This is a genomic window from Devosia sp. ZW T5_3 (assembly GCF_044987315.1).
Lineage (GTDB): Bacteria > Pseudomonadota > Alphaproteobacteria > Rhizobiales > Devosiaceae > Devosia.
In genome coordinates, this window is the sequence record NZ_JBJDRE010000004.1 from 299,681 (window position 1) to 318,737 (window position 19,057).

General features: G+C 63.5%; 21 protein-coding genes and 1 tRNA gene. 14 read left to right on the top strand and 8 right to left on the bottom strand.

All coding sequences use genetic code 11. The features are described from left to right. The first annotated feature begins 156 nt into the window (after window positions 1-156). From ACI3KW_RS07340 to ACI3KW_RS07370, 7 genes are read left to right on the top strand one after another with little or no spacing between them, the layout of a single operon-like run. On the top strand, window positions 157-981 hold the full coding sequence (locus ACI3KW_RS07340) for an ABC transporter permease (protein WP_262167136.1): 825 nt from the start codon (window positions 157-159) through the stop codon (window positions 979-981). Continuing rightward, window positions 981-1,769, top strand: coding sequence for an ABC transporter permease subunit (locus ACI3KW_RS07345; protein WP_390888780.1), 789 nt, complete (start codon window positions 981-983; stop codon window positions 1,767-1,769). The genes ACI3KW_RS07340 and ACI3KW_RS07345 overlap by 1 nt, the downstream gene beginning before the upstream one ends. A 7-nt stretch (window positions 1,770-1,776) precedes the next feature. Beyond that, on the top strand, window positions 1,777-2,847 hold the full coding sequence (locus tag ACI3KW_RS07350) for an ABC transporter ATP-binding protein (protein WP_404847524.1): 1,071 nt from the start codon (window positions 1,777-1,779) through the stop codon (window positions 2,845-2,847). A 7-nt stretch (window positions 2,848-2,854) separates the two neighbouring features. Continuing rightward, a complete protein-coding gene (locus tag ACI3KW_RS07355; RefSeq protein WP_404847525.1) occupies window positions 2,855-4,180 on the top strand; it encodes an amidohydrolase family protein in 1,326 nt (441 codons plus the stop codon). Beyond that, on the top strand, window positions 4,177-5,559 hold the full coding sequence (locus ACI3KW_RS07360; RefSeq protein ID WP_404847526.1) for a M20/M25/M40 family metallo-hydrolase: 1,383 nt from the start codon (window positions 4,177-4,179) through the stop codon (window positions 5,557-5,559). The genes ACI3KW_RS07355 and ACI3KW_RS07360 overlap by 4 nt, the downstream gene beginning before the upstream one ends. A 5-nt stretch (window positions 5,560-5,564) precedes the next feature. Next, window positions 5,565-7,364, top strand: coding sequence for an adenine deaminase C-terminal domain-containing protein (locus ACI3KW_RS07365; protein WP_404847527.1), 1,800 nt, complete (start codon window positions 5,565-5,567; stop codon window positions 7,362-7,364). Continuing rightward, window positions 7,357-8,259: a nucleoside hydrolase gene (locus tag ACI3KW_RS07370; RefSeq protein WP_404847528.1), complete on the top strand. Its 903-nt coding sequence runs from the start codon at window positions 7,357-7,359 to the stop codon at window positions 8,257-8,259. The genes ACI3KW_RS07365 and ACI3KW_RS07370 overlap by 8 nt, the downstream gene beginning before the upstream one ends. Here ACI3KW_RS07370 and ACI3KW_RS07375 read toward each other — a convergent pair. Beyond that, window positions 8,256-9,383 carry a M20 aminoacylase family protein gene (locus ACI3KW_RS07375; RefSeq protein WP_404847547.1) on the bottom strand — a complete coding sequence of 376 codons (1,128 nt, stop codon included), beginning with the start codon at window positions 9,381-9,383 and terminating at the stop codon, window positions 8,256-8,258. The two genes, ACI3KW_RS07370 and ACI3KW_RS07375, sit on opposite strands and share 4 nt — an antisense overlap. A 115-nt stretch (window positions 9,384-9,498) precedes the next feature. Here ACI3KW_RS07375 and ACI3KW_RS07380 point away from each other — a divergent pair, with 115 nt between their 5' ends. After that, window positions 9,499-10,173 (top strand): phosphoribosyltransferase, encoded by a 675-nt coding sequence (locus tag ACI3KW_RS07380; protein ID WP_404847529.1) that lies wholly within the window; start codon window positions 9,499-9,501, stop codon window positions 10,171-10,173. Window positions 10,174-10,175: 2 nt separating this feature from the next. Here the strand turns inward: ACI3KW_RS07380 and gndA are convergent, their stop codons facing one another. Beyond that, window positions 10,176-11,594 carry an NADP-dependent phosphogluconate dehydrogenase gene (gene gndA / locus ACI3KW_RS07385; protein WP_404847530.1) on the bottom strand — a complete coding sequence of 473 codons (1,419 nt, stop codon included), beginning with the start codon at window positions 11,592-11,594 and terminating at the stop codon, window positions 10,176-10,178. Between the two features lie 183 nt (window positions 11,595-11,777). On the opposite strand from gndA, the gene ACI3KW_RS07390 reads away from it, so the two are divergent. Both ACI3KW_RS07390 and ACI3KW_RS07395 read left to right on the top strand, forming a co-directional pair. After that, window positions 11,778-12,560 carry an SDR family oxidoreductase gene (locus ACI3KW_RS07390; RefSeq protein WP_404847531.1) on the top strand — a complete coding sequence of 261 codons (783 nt, stop codon included), beginning with the start codon at window positions 11,778-11,780 and terminating at the stop codon, window positions 12,558-12,560. A gap of 12 nt (window positions 12,561-12,572) precedes the next feature. Beyond that, the gene (locus ACI3KW_RS07395) at window positions 12,573-13,115 is read left to right on the top strand and encodes a gluconokinase (protein ID WP_404847532.1); all 543 of its coding nucleotides are present in this window, start codon (window positions 12,573-12,575) and stop codon (window positions 13,113-13,115) included. 6 nt (window positions 13,116-13,121) lie between these two features. Here the strand turns inward: ACI3KW_RS07395 and ACI3KW_RS07400 are convergent, their stop codons facing one another. The 3 genes from ACI3KW_RS07400 to ACI3KW_RS07410 all read right to left on the bottom strand — a co-directional run bounded on the left by ACI3KW_RS07400 (window position 13,122) and on the right by ACI3KW_RS07410 (window position 15,116). Continuing rightward, window positions 13,122-14,030, bottom strand: coding sequence for a DMT family transporter (locus ACI3KW_RS07400; protein WP_404847533.1), 909 nt, complete (start codon window positions 14,028-14,030; stop codon window positions 13,122-13,124). A gap of 73 nt (window positions 14,031-14,103) precedes the next feature. Then, window positions 14,104-14,571: a CYTH domain-containing protein gene (locus ACI3KW_RS07405; protein WP_404847534.1), complete on the bottom strand. Its 468-nt coding sequence runs from the start codon at window positions 14,569-14,571 to the stop codon at window positions 14,104-14,106. An 8-nt stretch (window positions 14,572-14,579) separates the two neighbouring features. Next, window positions 14,580-15,116 carry a methylated-DNA--[protein]-cysteine S-methyltransferase gene (locus tag ACI3KW_RS07410; RefSeq protein WP_404847535.1) on the bottom strand — a complete coding sequence of 179 codons (537 nt, stop codon included), beginning with the start codon at window positions 15,114-15,116 and terminating at the stop codon, window positions 14,580-14,582. 126 nt (window positions 15,117-15,242) lie between these two features. On the opposite strand from ACI3KW_RS07410, the gene ACI3KW_RS07415 reads away from it, so the two are divergent. After that, window positions 15,243-15,770 (top strand): dihydrofolate reductase family protein, encoded by a 528-nt coding sequence (locus ACI3KW_RS07415; RefSeq protein WP_113122968.1) that lies wholly within the window; start codon window positions 15,243-15,245, stop codon window positions 15,768-15,770. Between the two features lie 52 nt (window positions 15,771-15,822). On the opposite strand, the gene ACI3KW_RS07420 is transcribed toward ACI3KW_RS07415, so the two are convergent. After that, window positions 15,823-16,005 carry a CsbD family protein gene (locus tag ACI3KW_RS07420; RefSeq protein WP_404847536.1) on the bottom strand — a complete coding sequence of 61 codons (183 nt, stop codon included), beginning with the start codon at window positions 16,003-16,005 and terminating at the stop codon, window positions 15,823-15,825. A gap of 130 nt (window positions 16,006-16,135) precedes the next feature. Between ACI3KW_RS07420 and ACI3KW_RS07425 the strand changes: the two genes are divergently transcribed. Further along, entirely contained in the window at window positions 16,136-16,807 is a 672-nt protein-coding gene (locus ACI3KW_RS07425; protein ID WP_404847537.1) for an RluA family pseudouridine synthase, read from the top strand. A 37-nt stretch (window positions 16,808-16,844) separates the two neighbouring features. Beyond that, window positions 16,845-17,897: a hypothetical protein gene (locus tag ACI3KW_RS07430; protein ID WP_404847538.1), complete on the top strand. Its 1,053-nt coding sequence runs from the start codon at window positions 16,845-16,847 to the stop codon at window positions 17,895-17,897. Between the two features lie 4 nt (window positions 17,898-17,901). Here ACI3KW_RS07430 and ACI3KW_RS07435 read toward each other — a convergent pair whose 3' ends face one another. Both ACI3KW_RS07435 and ACI3KW_RS07440 read right to left on the bottom strand, forming a co-directional pair. After that, window positions 17,902-18,186 carry a hypothetical protein gene (locus tag ACI3KW_RS07435; RefSeq protein ID WP_262167105.1) on the bottom strand — a complete coding sequence of 95 codons (285 nt, stop codon included), beginning with the start codon at window positions 18,184-18,186 and terminating at the stop codon, window positions 17,902-17,904. 1 nt (window position 18,187) lies between these two features. Beyond that, window positions 18,188-18,565: a RidA family protein gene (locus ACI3KW_RS07440; protein ID WP_404847539.1), complete on the bottom strand. Its 378-nt coding sequence runs from the start codon at window positions 18,563-18,565 to the stop codon at window positions 18,188-18,190. Between the two features lie 77 nt (window positions 18,566-18,642). Between ACI3KW_RS07440 and ACI3KW_RS07445 the strand changes: the two genes are divergently transcribed. Continuing rightward, window positions 18,643-18,727 (top strand) — tRNA-Leu (locus tag ACI3KW_RS07445). Window positions 18,728-19,057 lie beyond the last annotated feature (330 nt).

The window sequence follows — 19,057 nt, forward strand, 5'->3', positions numbered from 1 at the left end:
CCCGCGCCGACGCTATTGACCGCAAACGCACTATCCAAACCACAATGCCATTCTCGCGCAGGCGGGAACCTCTGTTCTTATACAAGAGTACAGGTCCCAGCAGGGACGCAGAGTGGTATTTCTAAGCCCCGCGCTTGAGCTGAAAGCTGAATGCCCATGAAACGCTTCGCCGGATGGAGCCTTGCCTCCCCCGCGACGCTCGCCGTCGTCATCTTCCTGGTGTTGCCGGTCGTCGCGACCATCATCACCACCTTCCTCACCCCGGCGGGCCCGCTTGCGCCCTATATCGGCTTCTTCGGCAGCGGCTTCCGGCGCACCGTTCTGTGGCGCACCATCCAGGTCTCGCTGATCACCACCGTGATCGCGCTGTTTATCGGCTTCATCACCGCCTATGTCGTGTCGCGCTCGCCCGGCTGGCTCAAATCCATCCTCATCATCGCCGCGGTCTTCCCGCTGCTGACCGGCGTCGTCGTCCGCTCCTTCGCCTGGATGATCATCCTGGGCAAAAATGGCATTCTGAACAGTGCACTGGTCGGCTCCGGCATCATCGCCGAACCGATGACCATGCTCTATACGCAAGGCGCTGTCATCGTCGCCATGGTCTATCTCTTCGTGCCGCTCATGGTGCTCACCCTGGTTGGCGTGCTCGAATCCATTCCCGATGACCTGATCCAGGCTTCCGCCTCGCTGGGCGCCAAGCCCATGGCCACCTTCACCCAGGTCATCCTGCCGCTTGCCGTTCCCGGCCTCATCGTGGGCGCCGTGCTGGTCTTCACCGGCAGCTTCACCGCTTATGCCACGCCCCAACTCCTCGGTGGGGAAAGCCAGATGGTCATGGGCACGCTGATGTATCAGCAGGCCATGGTCACCTTCGATTGGGTCTCGGCCTCCACCATCGCCGCCATCATGGTCGTCATCACCATAGCCATCGTGCTGCTGATGACCCGCGTGGCCAAGCGCCTCAACCCCATGGCCGTCTGATGACCACAAAACTCCACCCGGCCCTGATCGCCTTCACCGCCCTGGTCTTCGTGTTCCTCATTGGCCCGCTGATCATCGTGGTCGGCGCCGCCCTCAGCGACACGACCTATCTCACCTTCCCGCCGCAGGGCCTCTCCCTGCGCTGGTTCGAGAATATCTTTGCCATTTCGGCCTTCCGCCGCACGATCATCACCAGCCTGCAGATCGCGTTTCTCTCGACCTTCATCGCGCTGCTGATCGGCATCCCGGCGGCCTACGCACTCAACCGCTACCGCGTCCAGCTCCCCGGCTGGCTCTCGACGCTCTTCGTGCTGCCCATTCTGGTGCCCGAATTGGTGCTGGGCTTCTCCCTGCTCAAAAACGTCGCCGTGCAGTTCAACGCGCCGATCTACCTCTCTTTGGTCGTCGGCCATTCCCTGCTCGTGCTGCCCTATGTGGTCCGCGTCATCAGCGCTTCGCTCGCCAGCTTCGATTTCTCCATCGAGGAAGCCGCGATTAGCCTCGGTTCGCCCCCGCTCAAAACCTTTTTCACCATCCTTTTGCCCAATGTGCGCTCCGGCGTCATCGCGGCCTTCATCCTGTCGTTCATCACCTCGATCAACGACGTGTCGATCTCGATCTTCCTGACGGGCCCCGGCATCTCCACCCTCCCCATCCAGATTCTCGCCCATATGGAGCAGTTCTTCGATCCGACCGTCGCGTCGGTCTCGGTGCTGCTCATGGCGCTCACCGTGGCCGTCATGGCCATTGTCGAGCGCACCCTGGGCCTGACCTTCCTTGCCAAGTGAGCCAGCTGTGACCCAAAACCTCTCGATTCAAAACATCACGGCGCATTACGGCTCCACCAAAGTCCTCGAAGACCTGTCGCTGGAAATTGCCGAAGGCGAACTCGTCTCCCTGCTCGGCGCCTCCGGCTGCGGCAAGACCACGACCCTGCGCCTCGTCGCCGGTTTCCTCGAACCCACGTCCGGCAAGATCGAGCTGGGCGGCAAAGACCTCACGCGCCTCCCCGCTCACCAGCGCAATATTGGCCTCGTGTTCCAGAACTATGCCCTGTTCCCGCACCTCTCGGTTGCTGAAAACGTGGCTTTTGGTTTGAAGCAACGCGGCATTTCCGGCGATGCCAAGACCAAGCGCGTCACCGCCATGCTCGAACGCGTGGGCCTCGCCCATCTGGCGGAACGCCTACCCGGTGCCCTGTCCGGCGGCCAGAAGCAGCGCGTCGCCCTCGCCCGGGCCCTCGTCATCGAGCCGCCGCTGCTGATGTTCGATGAGCCCCTGTCCAATCTCGACGCCAAGCTGCGCGTCGACATGCGGGTGGAAATCCGCAAGCTGCAGCAGGCCAATGGCACCACTTCGGTCTATGTCACCCACGATCAGGAAGAAGCCTTCTCGATCTCGGACCGCGTCGCCATCATGCATGCCGGCCGCGTCATGCAGCTCGACACCCCCGAAGTGCTCTACCAGCGGCCCGCTAATGCCTTCGTCGCCCGCTTCGTCGGCTTCGAAAACCTCATCCCCATGAGTGTCACCGCCCGCGACGGCGCCACTGTCACCGCCCAAATGACCGGCGGCGCCAAGCTCACCCTGAGCCAGGACGATTTCGGCGCGATCCCTGACAGCTTCATCCTCGCCTGCCGCGCCGACGGCCTTGCCGTCACCGACACCGCCGGCACCGAAGGCATCCCGACCACGCTCGGCCTGCGCACCTATCTCGGCCGCGCCTACCAATATCAATGCGAAACCCCAGCCGGCCCCCTCGTCGCCAACGGTCCCCTGACCCGCCCGCTGGAAACCGGCGCCGCGGCCAAACTGGTGCCGGTCGCGGAGCAATGCACGATCCTGGCCCCGGAACCGGCGGCGTGATGGTATCGTGACCACCATCCTGACCAATGCCTGGTTGCTCACCCTCGACGACGCCCTCACCGAGCACCGCGCCGGCTGGCTGCAGATCGACGGCGACGCCATTACCGCCCTCGGCTCCGGCACTCCGCCCAACGTGGAAGACGCCGAAATTATCGACTGCCACGGCGATATCGTCATGCCCGGCATGGTCAACGCCCATTGCCACATGGGCATGTCGGTCTTCCGGGGCCTGGGCGAAGACGTCGACGACCGCCTCTATCGCTACATCCTCCCGCTCGAGCGCAAATTCGTCACCTCCGAAATGGTCCGCACCGGCTCGGCCCTCTCGGCGCTCGAAATGATCCAGGGCGGCGTTACCACCGTCGCCGACATGTATTATTTCGAAACCGAAGTCGGCCGCGTCGCCGCCCAATCGGGCCTGCGCGCCATTGTCGGCCAGACGCTGGCCGATTTCGACCCGCCCGACCACAAGGACTTCGATCACGGCTTTGCCCGCGTCGAGGAATTGGTCGACGAATTCGCCGGCCACAAGCTCGTCACCCCTTCCATCGCCCCCCACGCCCCCTATTCCACGGGCCTCAAGGTCATGGAGCGCGTCGCCCGCTGGTCCGCCGACCACCCCGACGTGCCCGTGCAAATGCATCTGGCCGAAAGCACGCTCGAAGTCGCCTGGGCACGCGACACTCACAATCAATCCACCGTCGCCGTCACCCGCGATGCCGGCCTGCTCAAACCAAACCTGATCTGCGCCCATTGCCTGCAACTGGATGATGCCGACATCACCATGATGTCCGAAGCCCAGGTCTGCGCCGTCACCAATCCGCGCTCCAATGGCAAGGCCGGTCGCGGCATCGCCCCGGTCGAAAAGCTGCGCAATGCCGGCATTCCCACCGGCATCGGCAGCGACGGCGCCATGAGCGGCAACACGCTGGACCTATTCAGCCAGTTCGCCCCCGTCTCCATGTTCGCCAAACTGCTCGGCGGCTCCCGCAAGCCTCTGCCCGCCCTCGACGTCGTCCGCATGGCCACCATCGAAGGCGCCCGCGCCCTCAGCCTCAATCTCAAAACCGGCTCGCTCGAAACCGGCAAACAGGCCGACCTGATCCGCATCAGTCTCGCCGCTCCGCGCCTGCATCCGATCTACGACGCCTATTCCATGCTGGTTTTCGCCGCCATCCCAAGCGACGTCACCGACACCATGGTCGCCGGCCGCTGGCTGATGCGCAACCGGCAGGTAGAGACGCTCGATCCCCACAAGACCCTGCGCGACGCCCTGCAGATCGCCACCCAGTTCAAGGCCGAAATGACCCGCATCGACGAGGCTGCCCGATGAGCGAACTCACCGACATTCTCGACGCCGTCGATGCCAATCTCGATGATAGTCTGGCTCGGCTCTTCGAGTTGATCCGCATCCCCTCGGTCTCCACCGAACCCCATTACAAGGACGATTGCCGCCGCGCCGCCGAATGGCTCGCAGGCGAATTGGGCGGCATGGGCTTTGACGCCTCGGTCCGCGATACGGCGGGCCATCCCATGGTCGTCGGCCACGGCCCCAAAATCGCTGGCCCCCATGTCCTGTTCTACGGGCATTATGATGTCCAGCCGGTCGATCCACTCGCCCTCTGGACCACACCGCCCTTCGAGCCCTCCCTCGCCCCGCAACCGGATGGCGAAACCTTCATCCTGGGCCGCGGCGCCTCCGACGATAAAGGCCAATTGCTGACCTTCATCGAAGCCTGTCGCGCCTATAAAGCAGTAACCGGCACGCTACCGATCCGTATTTCCATGCTGTTTGAAGGCGAGGAAGAAGCCGGCAGCCCCTCGCTCGGACCGTTTCTCGAGGCCAATGCCGAGGACCTGCGGGCCGATACGATCCTGGTCTGCGACACCGACATGTGGGACCACGATACCCCCGCCATCACCACCATGTGGCGCGGCTTTGTCAGCGAGGAATTCACCATCACGGCTGGCGACCGGGACCTGCATTCCGGCATGTTCGGCAGTGCCGCCCGCAACGCCGCCCAGCTCATTGGCAGCATTATCGGCAAGCTGCGCAGCGATGATGGCGCCGTCGCCATCCCCGGCTTCTACGATGGCGTGCAGGAGGTTCCCGCCGCCATCATCGACCAATGGAACCGCCTGCCCTTCGACGCCGAAAAATTCCTCGCCGATGTCGGCCTGTCCGTCCCCGCCGGCGAAACCGGCCGCTCAGTACTCGAACAGGTCTGGGCCCGCCCCACCTGTGAAATCAACGGCGTGTGGAGCGGCTATACCGGCGATGGCTTCAAAACCGTCATCCCTGCCCAGGCCAGCGCCAAGCTCAGCTTCCGCCTCGTGGCGGGCCAAGACCCCGACCGTATCCGCGCCCTGTTCCGCCAATTCGTAACCGATCTGCTACCGGCTGATTGCAGCGTCACCTTCAAGGCCTATGCCGCCGCGCCCGCCCAGATCATGGATCTCGATGGCCCCCTGCTCACCAAGGCCCGCGCCGCCCTTACCGCCGAATGGAACCGCGAAACCGCCCTGGCCGGCACCGGCGGCTCCATCCCCATTCTGGGCGAATTCAAGAAGCGCCTCGGCATGGATTCCATGCTGATCGGCTTTGCCCGCTTCGACAACCGCATCCACTCGCCCAACGAGAAATACGACCTGTCGAGCTTTCATAAAGGCATCCGCTCCTGGGTGCGCATCCTTCACGCCTTCAAGGAGTAGACCACTTGGCCCTCACCCGCTTTTCTGTCGCCCCGCTCTGGCAACAGACCCAGGCCCTCGCCGCTGTCGCGCGCGGCGCCGCCCCCGCCGATCTGGTCATCACCGGCGCCCGTGTGCTCTCGACCTATTCCGAGCGCATCGCCAATGATAAGGAAATCTGGCTGGTCGGCGGCCGCATCGCCGCCATCCACCCGGCCGGCACCTATAAAAAGGCCCCCACGCCCAAAGCTGTCTACGACGCCAAGGGCGGCATTATCGCGCCGGGCCTGGTCGATCCCCACATCCACATCGAAAGCTCGATGGTCACCGCCTGCGCCTATGCGGAAGCAGCGCTGCTCAACGGCACCACCACCATTTTCTGCGACAGCCACGAGATCGGCAATGTCATGGACGTGGCGGGCGTTGAAGCCATGCTCGAAGATGCGCGTCTCGCCCCGCTCTCGATTTTCCTGACGGTCCCGTCCACCGTTCCCGCCACCTCCCCGGAGCTCGAAACCGCCGGCGGCGACCTCACCCCCGACAAGATCGGTGCCCTGTTCGACAAATGGCCTGAAGCCATGGCGCTGGGCGAAAAGATGGATTTCGTCCCCGTCGCCATGGGCGATCCGCGCAGCCATGCCATCATCGCGGAATCGCTCAAGCGTAACCGCCCGGTTTCCGGTCATATCTATGGCCGCGATTTCGTTGCACCCTATGCTGCCTCCGGCGTCACCGACACGCATGAGGCCATCGACCGCGATATTGCTAACGATTTCATCGATGCCGGCATCTGGGTCTTCCTGCGCGGCGGCAATCCGGCCACGCCCTGGAATTCCATCGTCGAAGCCATCAAGCCCATCACCGAGCAAGGCGCCAGCCACAAGCGCTTCGCTGTCTGCACCGATGATCGGGACGCCGATGACCTGCTGACTTTCGGCCTCGATTGGGTCGTCCGCGAAGCCATTCGCCTCGGCATGAAGCCCGAACAGGCCTGGGCCATGGGTTCGCTGCATGGGGCTACACGCTTTGGTCTGGGTGACGAAATCGGCGGCCTCGGCGGCGGTCGCCGCGCCGATCTGGTGCTGTTGGGCGATGACATGAAGCCGGTCAGCACCTGGTATGGCGGCGAATTGGTCGTCGACCAGCGCAAGGTCATGCCCGTGCTGGAGGAAACCCTCAACCAGCGCTACCGCTACCCCGAGGCAGCCTACAATACCGTCCACCTGCCCAAGGGCCTCAAGCTCACCCCCGAGCTGCCGACCGCCCCGGTCACCGCCAATGCCATCGGCATCGAACTGCCCGGCATCGTCCTGCCCCACCGCAAGGTCGCCATCGAGCCGGCGAATGATTGGGCCAGTATTCTCGACAAGCACAATCTCAGCTTCGTCACGGTCATCGAGCGTCACGGCAAATCCAAGGGCGGTATCGCCCATGGCCTGCTGCAGGATTTCGGCCTCAAGAATGGCGCCGTCGGCTCCAGCGTTGGCCACGACAGCCACAATATCCTGCTCGCCGGCACCAATGACGCCGACATGCAACTGGCCCTCGACACCATCGACGCCGCCAAGGGCGGCATCGTCGTGGTGCAGAATGGCAAGGTCACAGCCTTTGTCGGCCTGCCCGTCGCTGGCCTGATCTCGGACAAACGCGTCCATGAGGTCGCCGCCGAAAACCGCACGCTCAAAACCGCTTGGGAGGCCGCCGGCTGCACCATTCCTTATATGGGCTTTAACCTCATCCCGCTTTCGGTCATCCCCGAAATTCGCATTACGGATAAAGGCTTGGTCAAGGTCCCCGAAATGGTATTGCAGCCGCTTTATGACTAATCGCCGCGTCATCATCGATACCGATCCCGGACTCGACGACGCCGTCGCAATCCTGCACGCGCTGAATTGCGGGCGGTTCGACGTGCTGGGGCTGACAACCGTGGCCGGCAATATCGGCATCGACAACACCACCCGCAATGCCGGAAGGCTGCTGGCCGCCATGGGCCGCAGCGATATCCCGGTCATCATCGGCGCCGCCAAGCCGTTGCGGCGCTGGGGTATCGATGTCGTGGCGGTTCATGGCGCCGATGGCGTGCAGGGCCTCGTGCTGCCCGAGCCGGCGGCCCAGCCCCTGCACGACGCTGTCTCGTGGATGGCCGATCGGCTCCTGGCCGAGCCCAGCGGCACCATCGACATTCTGGCGCTCGGCCCGCTGACCAATATTGCCCAGCTCATCACCAGCCATCCCGCTGCGGCAGCGCGGATCGGGCAGGTTATCGCCATGGGCGGCGCTGTGGACGAGCCGGGCAATATCGGCGCCCGCTCCGAATTCAACTTCGCCACCGATCCAGAGGCCGCCGATATTGTGTTCCGCGCTGGCCTCGACCTGACTCTGGTGCCGCTCGACGTCACCCGCAAAGTGCGCGCCGACGCCACCTGGATGAATAGCCTGCGCGGCACGACAGCCGGCACCATCGCCGCCGATGTCATTGCGCTATACTTTGGCGACGGCCGGCAAAGCCGCCCCCTGCACGATCCCTGCGTCATGCTGCTGGCGCTCGACCCCAGTCTGTTCGGCGTCGAAGAACGCCATCTTGCTGTCGATCTTGGTGACGATGGCGACGCCGGGGCGCTCAAGTCCGCCCGCGCCGGAGTCCCGCCCGTAAAAGTCGCCATGCGCGTCAATGCCGAGGGCGCGCTGGCTTTGCTCGCAACGGGCCTGCAGCGCGCCTAGCGCAATTCCTGCTCCACCAGCGCCGTCCAATACCGCGCGCCCGTCGCGATCGCATCGTCATTGAAATCATAGCGCGAATTGTGGTGCAGCGCCCCGTCCACGGCCGGTCCATTGCCCAGCCACACATAGGCCCCCGGCACGGCCGATCCGAAAAACGCAAAGTCATCGCCCGCTGTCGACGGCGGGAAATCGGTAACGACGGTTCTACCCGTCGCAGCCTGCGCCGCCGCCAGCGCCCGCCGCGTTGCATCGGCATCATTCACCACCGGCGGGATGCGGCGCAAAAACTCATACTCCGCCTCGATCCCGAACGTCGCCGCCACGCCCCGGGCCAACCAGCCGATTTCGTCTTCCAGCTGGTCCCGCACCGCAGCCGAATAGGCCCGCGCCGTGCCCCCGATCCGCATTTCGTCGGGAATGACATTGAGCGCCTTGAAATCCCCCGCGCTCACCGCACAGGCACTCACCACCGCCGGTTGCAATGGATCGACCCGGCGCGCCACGATGGTATGCAGCGCCATCAAAAACTGCCCCGCCGCCGTCACCGCATCGCGCCCCAGATGCGGCTTGGCGCCGTGGGTGCCAATGCCTCGGAACAGCACTTCCCAGCTATCCGACGACGCCAGCTGCGGCCCCGCCACCACCGCCATTTCGTCCGTCGCCAGCCCCGGCATATTGTGCAGCCCATAGGCAGCATCCACCGGGAACAGCTCGAAAAATCCCTCGTCGATCATAGCCTTGGCCCCGCCGCGCCCTTCCTCGGCCGGCTGGAACACGAAATGCACGGTCCCGGAAAAATTCCGCGTCCGCGCCAGATGCCTCGCCGCCGCCAGCAGCATCACCGTGTGCCCATCATGCCCGCAGGCATGCATCGTATTGGGCACGGTCGAGCCATATTCCCGCTCGGCCAGCTCAGGCATGGCCAGCGCATCCATATCCGCCCGCAGCGCAATCCGCCTCGTCCCGTTCCCCACCTTGAGCGTACCCACCACACCGGTCTTGCCCAGCCCGCGATGCACCGCAATACCCGCCTGCTCCAGCTGCTCGGCGACAATGGCGCTGGTGCGTACTTCCTCAAAGCCCAGTTCGGGATGGGCATGCAGATCGCGCCGCAGCGCAATCATGGCGTCGAGGTCGAAAGGGTCATTGCCGTCAGGAAGAGTCACGGGACAAGCTCGTCAAATTGGGATAGGTGACTTTTCGGCCAATCCCCTCCCGCCAGCAAGGAAAACCTCGCTTTTGTCACTGCTGCCGCACCAGTTCTGGCAGGATATCCTGCCCCCGCACGCCGCCTCCACGGGCAGCTTTGCCGAAGCCTACCCGGCCACGCTGCCGGACGGACGCCAAGTCCTGCTGCCCATCCGCATCCTGCCCGGCGACGGCACGCGCGCGGTCGCCTCGCTGATCATCAACCAGGCCAGCTTCACCGTCGCCGACGCCCTCGCCGATGGCCTCGCTGATCTGCTGCGTCCCTTCGCGCCGGACGTCATCATCGGCGTCCCCACCCTGGGCCTGCACCTCGCCCCCAATGTCGCCCGCCGCCTCGGCCACACCCGCATCGTGCCGCTCGGGACCTCGCGCAAGTTCTGGTACGATGACACGCTCTCTGAACCGATGAGCTCGATCACTAGCCCCAATCACTCCAAAACCCTGTTCATCGACCCTCGCATGTTGCCGCTGCTCGAGGGCAAGCGCGTCGCGGTGATCGATGATGTCATCAGCTCGGGCACCTCGATGGCCGCCGTCATACGCCTGCTCACCAAAGCCGGCATTGAGCCCGTCGCTATCGGCGCCGCCATGCTGCAAGGCAATAAGTGGCACGCCCCAATGCAAAAATGGCGCGACAGGATTGTCGCGCCACTCAATTCACCAATGCTGGAAAAGACCGAGAGCGGCTGGGTGCCGCTGGTCTAAGCTTACTTGCCCAGCGTGCTCGGCCAGGTGCCGTGCAGATCGGCCCCACGACCAACAATCTCAAAGCCATGCGCACCGAAGAAGTCGCGCTGTCCCTGGATCAGGTTGGCCGTGCCCTGGGCTTGCCGATAGCTGTCGAAATAGCTCAGCGCCGCCGAGAGGCAGATCATCGGGAATTCCCCGACAGCTGCTGCCGCCACGACCTTGCGTAGGCTCGGATGCGCGTCCTTCATCAGGGTGACGAAGTCGGGCACCACCAGCAGGTTCACATTGCCGCCCTTTTCATAGGCAGCCGACATCTGGTCGAGGAAGCGCGAGCGGATGATGCAGCCGGCGCGCCAGATCTTGGCGATGGTCGCGAGCGGCAGGTTCCAGCCGTTTTCTTCCGAAGCCTTGGCGATTACCGCAAAGCCCTGCGCATAGGACACGATCTTGCCCGCCAGCAGCGCCTTTTCCAGGTCCGCCAGCGTCACGTCGGCCTTGCCGGCAGCGCGCTTGCCATAAATCGCCTCGGCCGCCACGCGCTCTTCCTTGCGCGAGGAAATCGAGCGGGCCGCAACGGCGCCTTCAATGGCCGTAGCCGGGACGCCCATCTGCTGAGCCGCAATTGCCGACCAGACGCCGGTGCCCTTCTGGCCCGCCTTGTCGAGGATCAGGTCAACCAGCGGCTTGCCGGTTTCGCCATCGACAGCAGCCAGCACATGGCCGGTGATTTCGATCAGATAGGAATTGAGCGGGCCCTTGTTCCATTCCTTGAACACGTCAGCGCATTCGCCCGGGCTCATGCCCAGCCCGTCGCGCATCACGCCATAGACTTCGGCGATCATCTGCATGTCGCCATATTCGATGCCATTGTGGATGGTCTTGACGAAATGGCCCGCGCCACCTTCGCCGAGATACGCACAGCAGCTTTCGCCATTGAACTTGGCCGCGATGGCAGTCAGCACCGCCTCGGCATTGTGCCACTGCTCCTTGGAGCCGCCCACCATGATGGAGGGACCGTGGCGCGCACCTTCTTCACCGCCGGAAACGCCGACGCCGAGATAGCCGATGCCCTTGGGCGTCAAGTAATCAAACCGGCGCTGCGTATCGGTGAACAGCGAATTGCCGCACTCGATGATCGCGTCGCCCTTGTCCAGCAGTGGCAGCAGTTGCTCGATCATCTCGTCCACCGGCTTGCCGGCCTTGACCATGATGATGATGGAGCGCGGCGCCTTCACGGCCTGCACGAATTCGGCCAGGTCATATTTGGGAACGGTCTTGCCATCCAGGCCCTCGGCCTTGGCTTCGGCGACGAATTCGTCAATGCGCCCGGGCGAACGGTTATGGACAGCGATCGTGTAGCCTTTTTCGGCGATGTTCAGCGCCAGATTGGAGCCCATAACCGCCAGCCCGATCAGGCCGATATCCGCTGTCGACATATGTCTGTCCTTCCGAGATCGTCTTGTGCAATCCATGCACGCAGCGCATGCCGCGCGGCCGGGAACTGACCACAAACTGGGCCGATACGGAAGCCGTAATCGCGCAAAAAACGGCTATTCAACACGCTTGTATGGAAGATGCTATTGCGCGCTGGGGCTGCCCACCCTAGGTTCCGGCCATCTATGGAGGCTGCCTTGCACACACCATCCCCGTTCGACCTCACCGGCAAACGCGCCCTCGTCACCGGATCGAGCCGCGGCCTCGGTCTGGCTATGGCCAAGGCATTGGTCCAGGCCGGCGCGGCGATCGTGCTCAATGCCCGCGACAATGTCGCGCTGGGGGCTGCCGCGCAGGATCTGGCGGCCACCGGCGCCAGTGTCAAGGCGGTCGCCTTCGACGTGACCAGCCGCGACAGCGTGAACGACGCCATCAGCCATATCGAGGACGAAATCGGGCCAATCGACATTCTGGTCAACAATGCCGGCATGCAATTTCGCTCGAGCCTTGAAGCCTTTCCGCCCGAAAAATTCGACCAGGTCATCGCCACCAACCTGACCTCGGTGTTCAATGTCAGCCAGCCCGTCGCCCGCCACATGATCGCTCGCGGCGCCGGCAAGATCATCAATATCTGCTCGCTGCTGTCCGAACTGTCCCGCCCCTCCATCGCCCCCTATGCGGCAACCAAGGCTGCCGTGGCCAACCTCACCCGCGGCATGGCGGTGGATTGGGCAAAGCATGGCCTTAACGTCAACGCCATCGCACCGGGCTATTTCGCCACCGAGATGAATGACGCCCTGCTCAAGGACGACAAGTTCAACGCCTGGATCGAAAGCCGCACGCCCATGGGCCGCTGGGGCCAGCCCGAAGAGCTCGGCGGGGCCGCCGTGTTCCTCGCCTCGGAGGCCGCGCGCTTCGTCAACGGACATATCCTTTATGTCGATGGCGCCTTCACTGCCACCGTCTGACCAGGAGCGTTCATGTCCCTCACCCCTGCCCGCATCGTCATCGTCATGGGCGTCAGCTCGTCCGGCAAATCCACCATCGGCCAGTCCATTGCCCGGCGGCTGCATGTGCCATTCCTGGATGGCGATGGCTACCACCCCGAAGCCAATGTCGAGAAAATGCGCGCCGGCATTCCCCTGACCGACGAAGATCGCTGGCCCTGGCTCGAAAAGCTGGCCAAGGCCCTGCACGAGGCAGCAAATCTAAAAGGCGCGGCAGCCGGCGCCTGCTCGGCGCTGCGCCAAACCTATCGCGATTTCCTCGTCGAACAGGCGGGCGAGCCGATCCTGTTTGTCTATCTCGACGGCACCAAAGAAGTCATCGCCGAGCGCATGGCCCGTCGCAAGCACGAATATATGCCGACCAGCCTGCTCGACAGCCAGTTCGCCACCCTCGAAGTACCCGACCCGGCCAGCGAAAACGTGCTGCCCGTGCCGGTGACCGACAGTGTCGAAAAGATCACCCAGACGGTGCTCAAATCACTCGACCACCTCAAGAGCTTCAAGCGCTGGCAATAGCTCGTTTTACTCAGCCGCCACGGGTTTGGCGACAAACCGACCCTGCCCATAGGCCACCAGCGCGGCAGCGCCCACCACTACAATCGCCCCGGCCACGACCCAGGCATCGAGGCCAACGCCCAGCAGCGCGATGTCGAACAGAAATGCCCAGATGATCCCCGTATATTCATAGGCGGCGAGCACCGATACCGGCGCCCGGGCGGTCGCCTCCATCATCAGCACATGCCCCATGCCGCCGAGCACCCCGGCGGCGACCAGCAGCGAAAATGCGCCCGCGTCCAGCTCGGCCCAGCCCCACAGGCTCGATGCCAACCCGGCAATGCTGCAGATCACCGCGAAGGACAGCGCAATACTGGCCGGTGGATCGGTTCGCGTCAGGTCCTTGACCTGCACCCGCGACAGCGCGTTGGCCGCTGCCATGCCGATCGCCGCGGCAATCCCGATCAACGTGCCATCGCGCAGTTCCGCCCCGACCAGCGCCGGAAACAGCATCAGCATGATGCCGGCGAAGCCCAGCGCCACCCCCACGAACACCGTCGCGGTCGGCCGCTCGCGCAGAAACACCATCGCCGCCAAAATCGAAAAGATCGGCGCCAGATAGGTCAACGCCGTCGCTACCCCGACCGACAGATAGGCCAGCGAAATGAACGACAGCACCATGACCACGCAACCCAGCAGACCGCGGATCAGATGCTTATGGGGATATCTGGTGCGCAGCGACGGCCCGATCTGCCCGCGTATCGCCATGTAGCCGACAATGGGCAGCAGTGCGACGAAGCTGCGCCAGAACACCAATTGTCCGACCGGTGCGACTTTGGCCGCTTCATGAATGCAGGCAGACATCGCCGCCATGGCAACCAGACCGAAGGTCGCGAGCCACAGAGCCGCAGCGGGATTGGATTTGGTGACGGACAAGTGGCGAACCTGCGGCTTGGGGATTACGACCTGACCTATCCCGATCCGCGTCCGGCGTCATCCGCCCAATGCGTTATTTCGGCACGCCATCGCTCCGCGCCAGGCTGGCGTTGAAATACCGCTCGTCGGCACTGACTTCGACTCCCACCCAGTCCGGCAATTCCACCGCCTGGTCTTCGCTGTCCAGCTCGACCTCGGCGATCACCAGCCCGGCATGCCGCCCCTCGAAAACATCAACCTCCCAGATCAGCCCACCAAACGGCACGATATAGCGCCGCTTTTCGAGCACCAGCGGCTCCGCCATCGCCAGCAGTTCCCGCGCGTCCTCGATTGGGATCTCATATTCGTATTCGCTCCGCGAAATGCCTTCGGTCTTGCCCTTGAGTGTCAGCACGCCCTGTTCATCGTCCTTGCTGCGCACCCGCACGGTCGCCTTGGCATTGGATGACAAATAGCCCTGCCGCAGCAGCGAACTGCCGGTGGTTCCCGCCCGCCATCCCTCGTTGGCGACGAGAAACTTGCGCTCTATTTCCTGACCCATAACCCTGCCTAAAACCCAAACGTCATCTGCCCGGCCGGCGCGCCAACGGCGACACCCTCCAGCGACAACATCCTGAGCTTGGATTCGGCTCCCCCCGGCGCTGAAAAGCCGCCCGGCTTGCCGTCGCTGGCCAGCACTCGATGGCACGGAATAACCAGCGGAATGGGGTTTGCACCCATCGCTGCCCCCACTGCCCGCGACAGGGTTACATCGCCCAATTGCCGCGCCAGCGCCCCATAGGTCGTCGTCTCGCCCCAGCCTATCCCCAGCAGCAGCGCATAAGCCCGACGATGAAATTCCGGCACGCCTCCTAGATCGAGCGGCACGGCGCTGAAATCCACCGCGGCCCCCTCGGCATAATCCTCGATGCTATTGATCAGCGCCGCGATTTCTCGGTTCGGCTCGCCCGGCCGCGCGCCACCGCGATTGATCCGTTGCTCCAGCCCGTCCTGATCCAAACCCGGCAATTGCAACCGTGCCAGCCCGGCATCGGTCCAGCCAATGCCGAATTCGCCCAAAGCCGTGTTGAAAATCGCGGTTTCCATAGCGCAATCCTAAGACCCGAACTCGCCGCTTGCCAGAGGCAAAGACCATGGCCGCGCACCCTACTGACATATCCTGTCACGACACTTTCCCAAACAGCGCTTCCACCACGCAACAGGAGCAGGCAAATGGCGAAAATCGTCGGTTACATCGCATCCAGTCTCGATGGCTTCATCGCCACCGCGGATGAAAACCTCGATTGGCTCACCCAGCAACCCGATCTCAACCTGGGCGAATTCGACTATCGCAATTTCATCGCCCGCATTCGCACCGTGGTCATGGGCCGCGCCACCTATGACTGGATCGCGCGCTATCCCGGCGACTGGGAGTACGCCGGCAAACGGGTGATCGTGGTCACCTCCCGCCCGATCGACAATCCCAAGGGTCCGCTCGAAACGCGCTCCGATATCCCCGCGCTGATCGCTGAATTGCGTGCGCTCGATGATGGCGATGTGTGGATGCTGGGCGGCGGCAAGCTGCAGATGACCTTTATGGAGCAAGGGGCTCTCGACGAGATCGAAATCTACATCATCTCCGAAATCATTGGCGGCGGCATTCCGCTGTTTCCGCCCACCGGCCTGCGCGCCAGCCCCAAGCTGATTTCGGCCCAGGCGCTGCACACCAGTTGCGCCCGCCTGCATTACAGGTTCGATTGACCGCATAAAAAGACCGCCCCTGGGGGCGGTCTCGTCGGGCGATTGGCAAGCGTCAGTGCTTGAGCGTATCTCGCACACGGTCCTTGGCATCACCCATTTTCTGCTGGGCTTTGCCTTCAGCCTTGTCCATCTTGCCCTCGGCCTGCATCCGTTCATTGCCGGTCATGCGGCCGACGGCATCCTTGACGTGGCCCTTGGCCTGCTTGCCGGCGCCTTTGACGTGTTCCTTCTGCATTACGTGCTCCTCCACTCGTTGTCTTGATACAACGGGATAAGGGGGCCGAGCGTTCCGTCACGTCCCCGTTTGCGGGCCAAATCGGCGCGAAGAGTTGTTCAACTGGCATGCGCAATGCTAGGACCGCGCCATGCCCGGTCCCATGCCCACATTGCTCGACTATTTTCCCCCGCTCGATCCCTATCTCAACGTGCTGCATCAGGACGACGATATCCTGGTGCTGGACAAGCAGAGTGGCCTGCTCACCGTGCCGGGCAAGGACCCGTCGCTGTGGGATTGCGTCGAATATCGCGCCCGCCAGACCTGGCCCACGGCCGGCATCGTGCATCGCCTCGACAAGGACACCTCCGGCGTTCTGGTCATGGCGCTCAACAAGCGCGCCCATGGCCGCATCGGCAGCCAGTTCGAACATCGCAAGACCACCAAGAGCTATGTCGCCCGTGTCGCCGGGCTGATCGAACAGGATTCGGGGCTGGTCGATCTTCCCCTCGCCACCGATTGGGACAACAAGCCCCGCCAGCGCGTCGATTACGAAAGCGGCCGTCCTTCGCAGACCGAATGGAGCGTGATGGAGCGCGAGGCCGACGTCACCCGGGTGCGCCTGCACCCCCTTACCGGCCGCACCCATCAGTTGCGGGTTCACATGAAGGCCATCGGTCATGTGATTCTGGGCGATGCATTTTATGGCGATTCCGCCACGTTTGCCGCCGCTGATCGCCTGCAACTGCACGCCGCCGAACTGGGCTTTACCCACCCCACAACTGGCGAGTTCATGGTGTTCACCGCGCCAACGCCATTTTAGGCTCGCCGGTTTTTCGGCTCCCCGTTATTCTGACGCCATGAACAAGATTCTCGCCACTTTGGCCGCCCTGGCCATCGCCGCCACGTCGCCAGCCGCGATCGCCTTCGATCAGCTCGACCGTTTTGCCCCGCTGTTTTCCGACGATCCGCAAAATCCGCTGGTCTTCACCTATGTCGCGCCACTGGGTGGGTTCACCCTCGATAACCCCGCTCTCTATGGCACCGACGACTATGTCCTGCTCAACGCCCTGATCGATGGCACGGGCGTCGATGCCAGCACCGGCATCGATTTCACGCAGGTCAGCGGCATGCTGAGTACCGGCCAGCCGCCGAGCCAGCTGACCGTACTATTCGGCAAGCCCGGCTTTCTCGACGCCAGCGAAGCGGCCTTGACCAACCGCGGCTTTACCCGCTCCGAGGTCGCGAGCCTGACCGTGATGAGCAAGGGCGAAGATTACGCCCTCGATCTCGCCAGCGCCGATGACCTGCTCGGCAGCGGCATGGGCAAGGCGCAGCGTCTCGCATTGGGCGAGGATTTTCTGCTCCGCAGCGCCGGCTGGCCCGAACTGAACACCGCGCTCGCCAATCTTGAAAAACCAGGCCCCACAACCGCCCTCTGGCGTGCCACCATTGCGGGCCTGCGCCAGGCCAGCGGTGAAAGCTGGCTCGACACCGCTATCGGCTGGAACGCCGTCGGCTTCCTTGATGTCGGCGACCCGGCCCAGGTCCTGCTCAACCCGGATTCGGCCAAAACCAAGCAACCTGCCAGTGCAGCCCTGCCGGTCTTCCCCCACGCCATCATCGCCCTGACGCAGGATGGTGGCGGCGCCGCAGTCCGCATCGCCCTGCCCTTCGGCACCGCAGAACAGGCCGAGCAGGCCGGCACCATCATCACCGACCGGCTCCTCGCCCAGCCCAGCACGGCCGACACCCAGCCCAGCTTGGCGGTCGAAACCGTCGCATCCTTCTTCGTCGCCGTGGTCACCATCGAAGTCGAAGGCGAAAGCCTGGCCGACACCGCCAAACGCTTTGCCAGCCAGAACAATGCGGTGATGCAACGCGGCTATGAGGTCCTGAAACTGGGCCTTTGAGGGCCTAAACCTCGCCCAGATACCCGACTTCGATGCGCTGGAACAAATGTCCCGGCTTCATCGTGTCGAGCCACTTGCGGAAATCGGCGACGTCCTTGAAGCCGGCGCGCCGGGCCTCGGCCTCGCTCACATCGTCTGGCGACATGTCATCGATCGCCTTGATCGAGAGCAGCCCCACCTTGGTCTTGAGCGTGCCGCCGGCTTTCACCGTCGGCTTGCTCCAACGCCGGAAAATCAGGTCGACCTTGCCAGCCTTGATCTCTTCGAGCAGTTCCCGCTTGAGCAGCATCTTACCCTACCACCGCCGTCGCCAGCATTTCCACGCGCAATCCCTTGGCCAGCAATTCCTTGACCACGACGGTCGCCCGCACCGGATAGGGCTGCTTGAAATATTCGGCATAGATCGCGTTCATGCCCTTGGCGTCGGCGCTATCGATCAAAAACACCTGCACCTGCACGATATTGGCCAGCGTGCCACCGGCGGCATTCACCGCCATCTGCAAATTCTCAATCGTCCGCCGCGTCTGCGCCTCGATGCCGCCGGCGACGATCTCGCCACTCACCGGGTCCTCGGCAATCGCCACCAGCCAGAGCTGGTTGCCCGCCTTGATGGCGTCATTCACCGGCGAGCTTCCGGCCACGATCCCGCTATCGATACGTTCGATCATGCAACACCTGCTTTCAGAATCAACGGCACCAATTGTCATGCCCTTCGCCTTGTGACAAACACAGGCCGCCGAGCCAAGCGGGCGTGGTGGAATTGGTAGACACAAGGGACTTAAAATCCCTCGGCTTTGGCCTTGCGGGTTCGATTCCCGCCGCCCGCACCAGGCTCGTGTCCCAGAGGTCGCTACGGGTTCCTCTGTGCAATACTGGTCAATGACAAGCTGTGCCTTGGACAGCCGAAAACACCGCCCGGCCCTGAGGCGTCGCGGTTATACGGTAACGGGCGGCCATTGGACCTTCCGAAACGAATAGAGTGGGCCAAAGGCCGCCCGTCACGATCCCCTTTTGTGCAGGGTCCGGTTCAGGCGGTACCATTCTTGCAGGTCCGGCTGCCGAGTTTCCAACCCCACTGGAGAAGCGCCCCTCTCCCACGGTCTCCCCACCCGGCCCTGCGTCGGGACCGCGTAACTGGCGGGGATGGACGGAGTATGCAG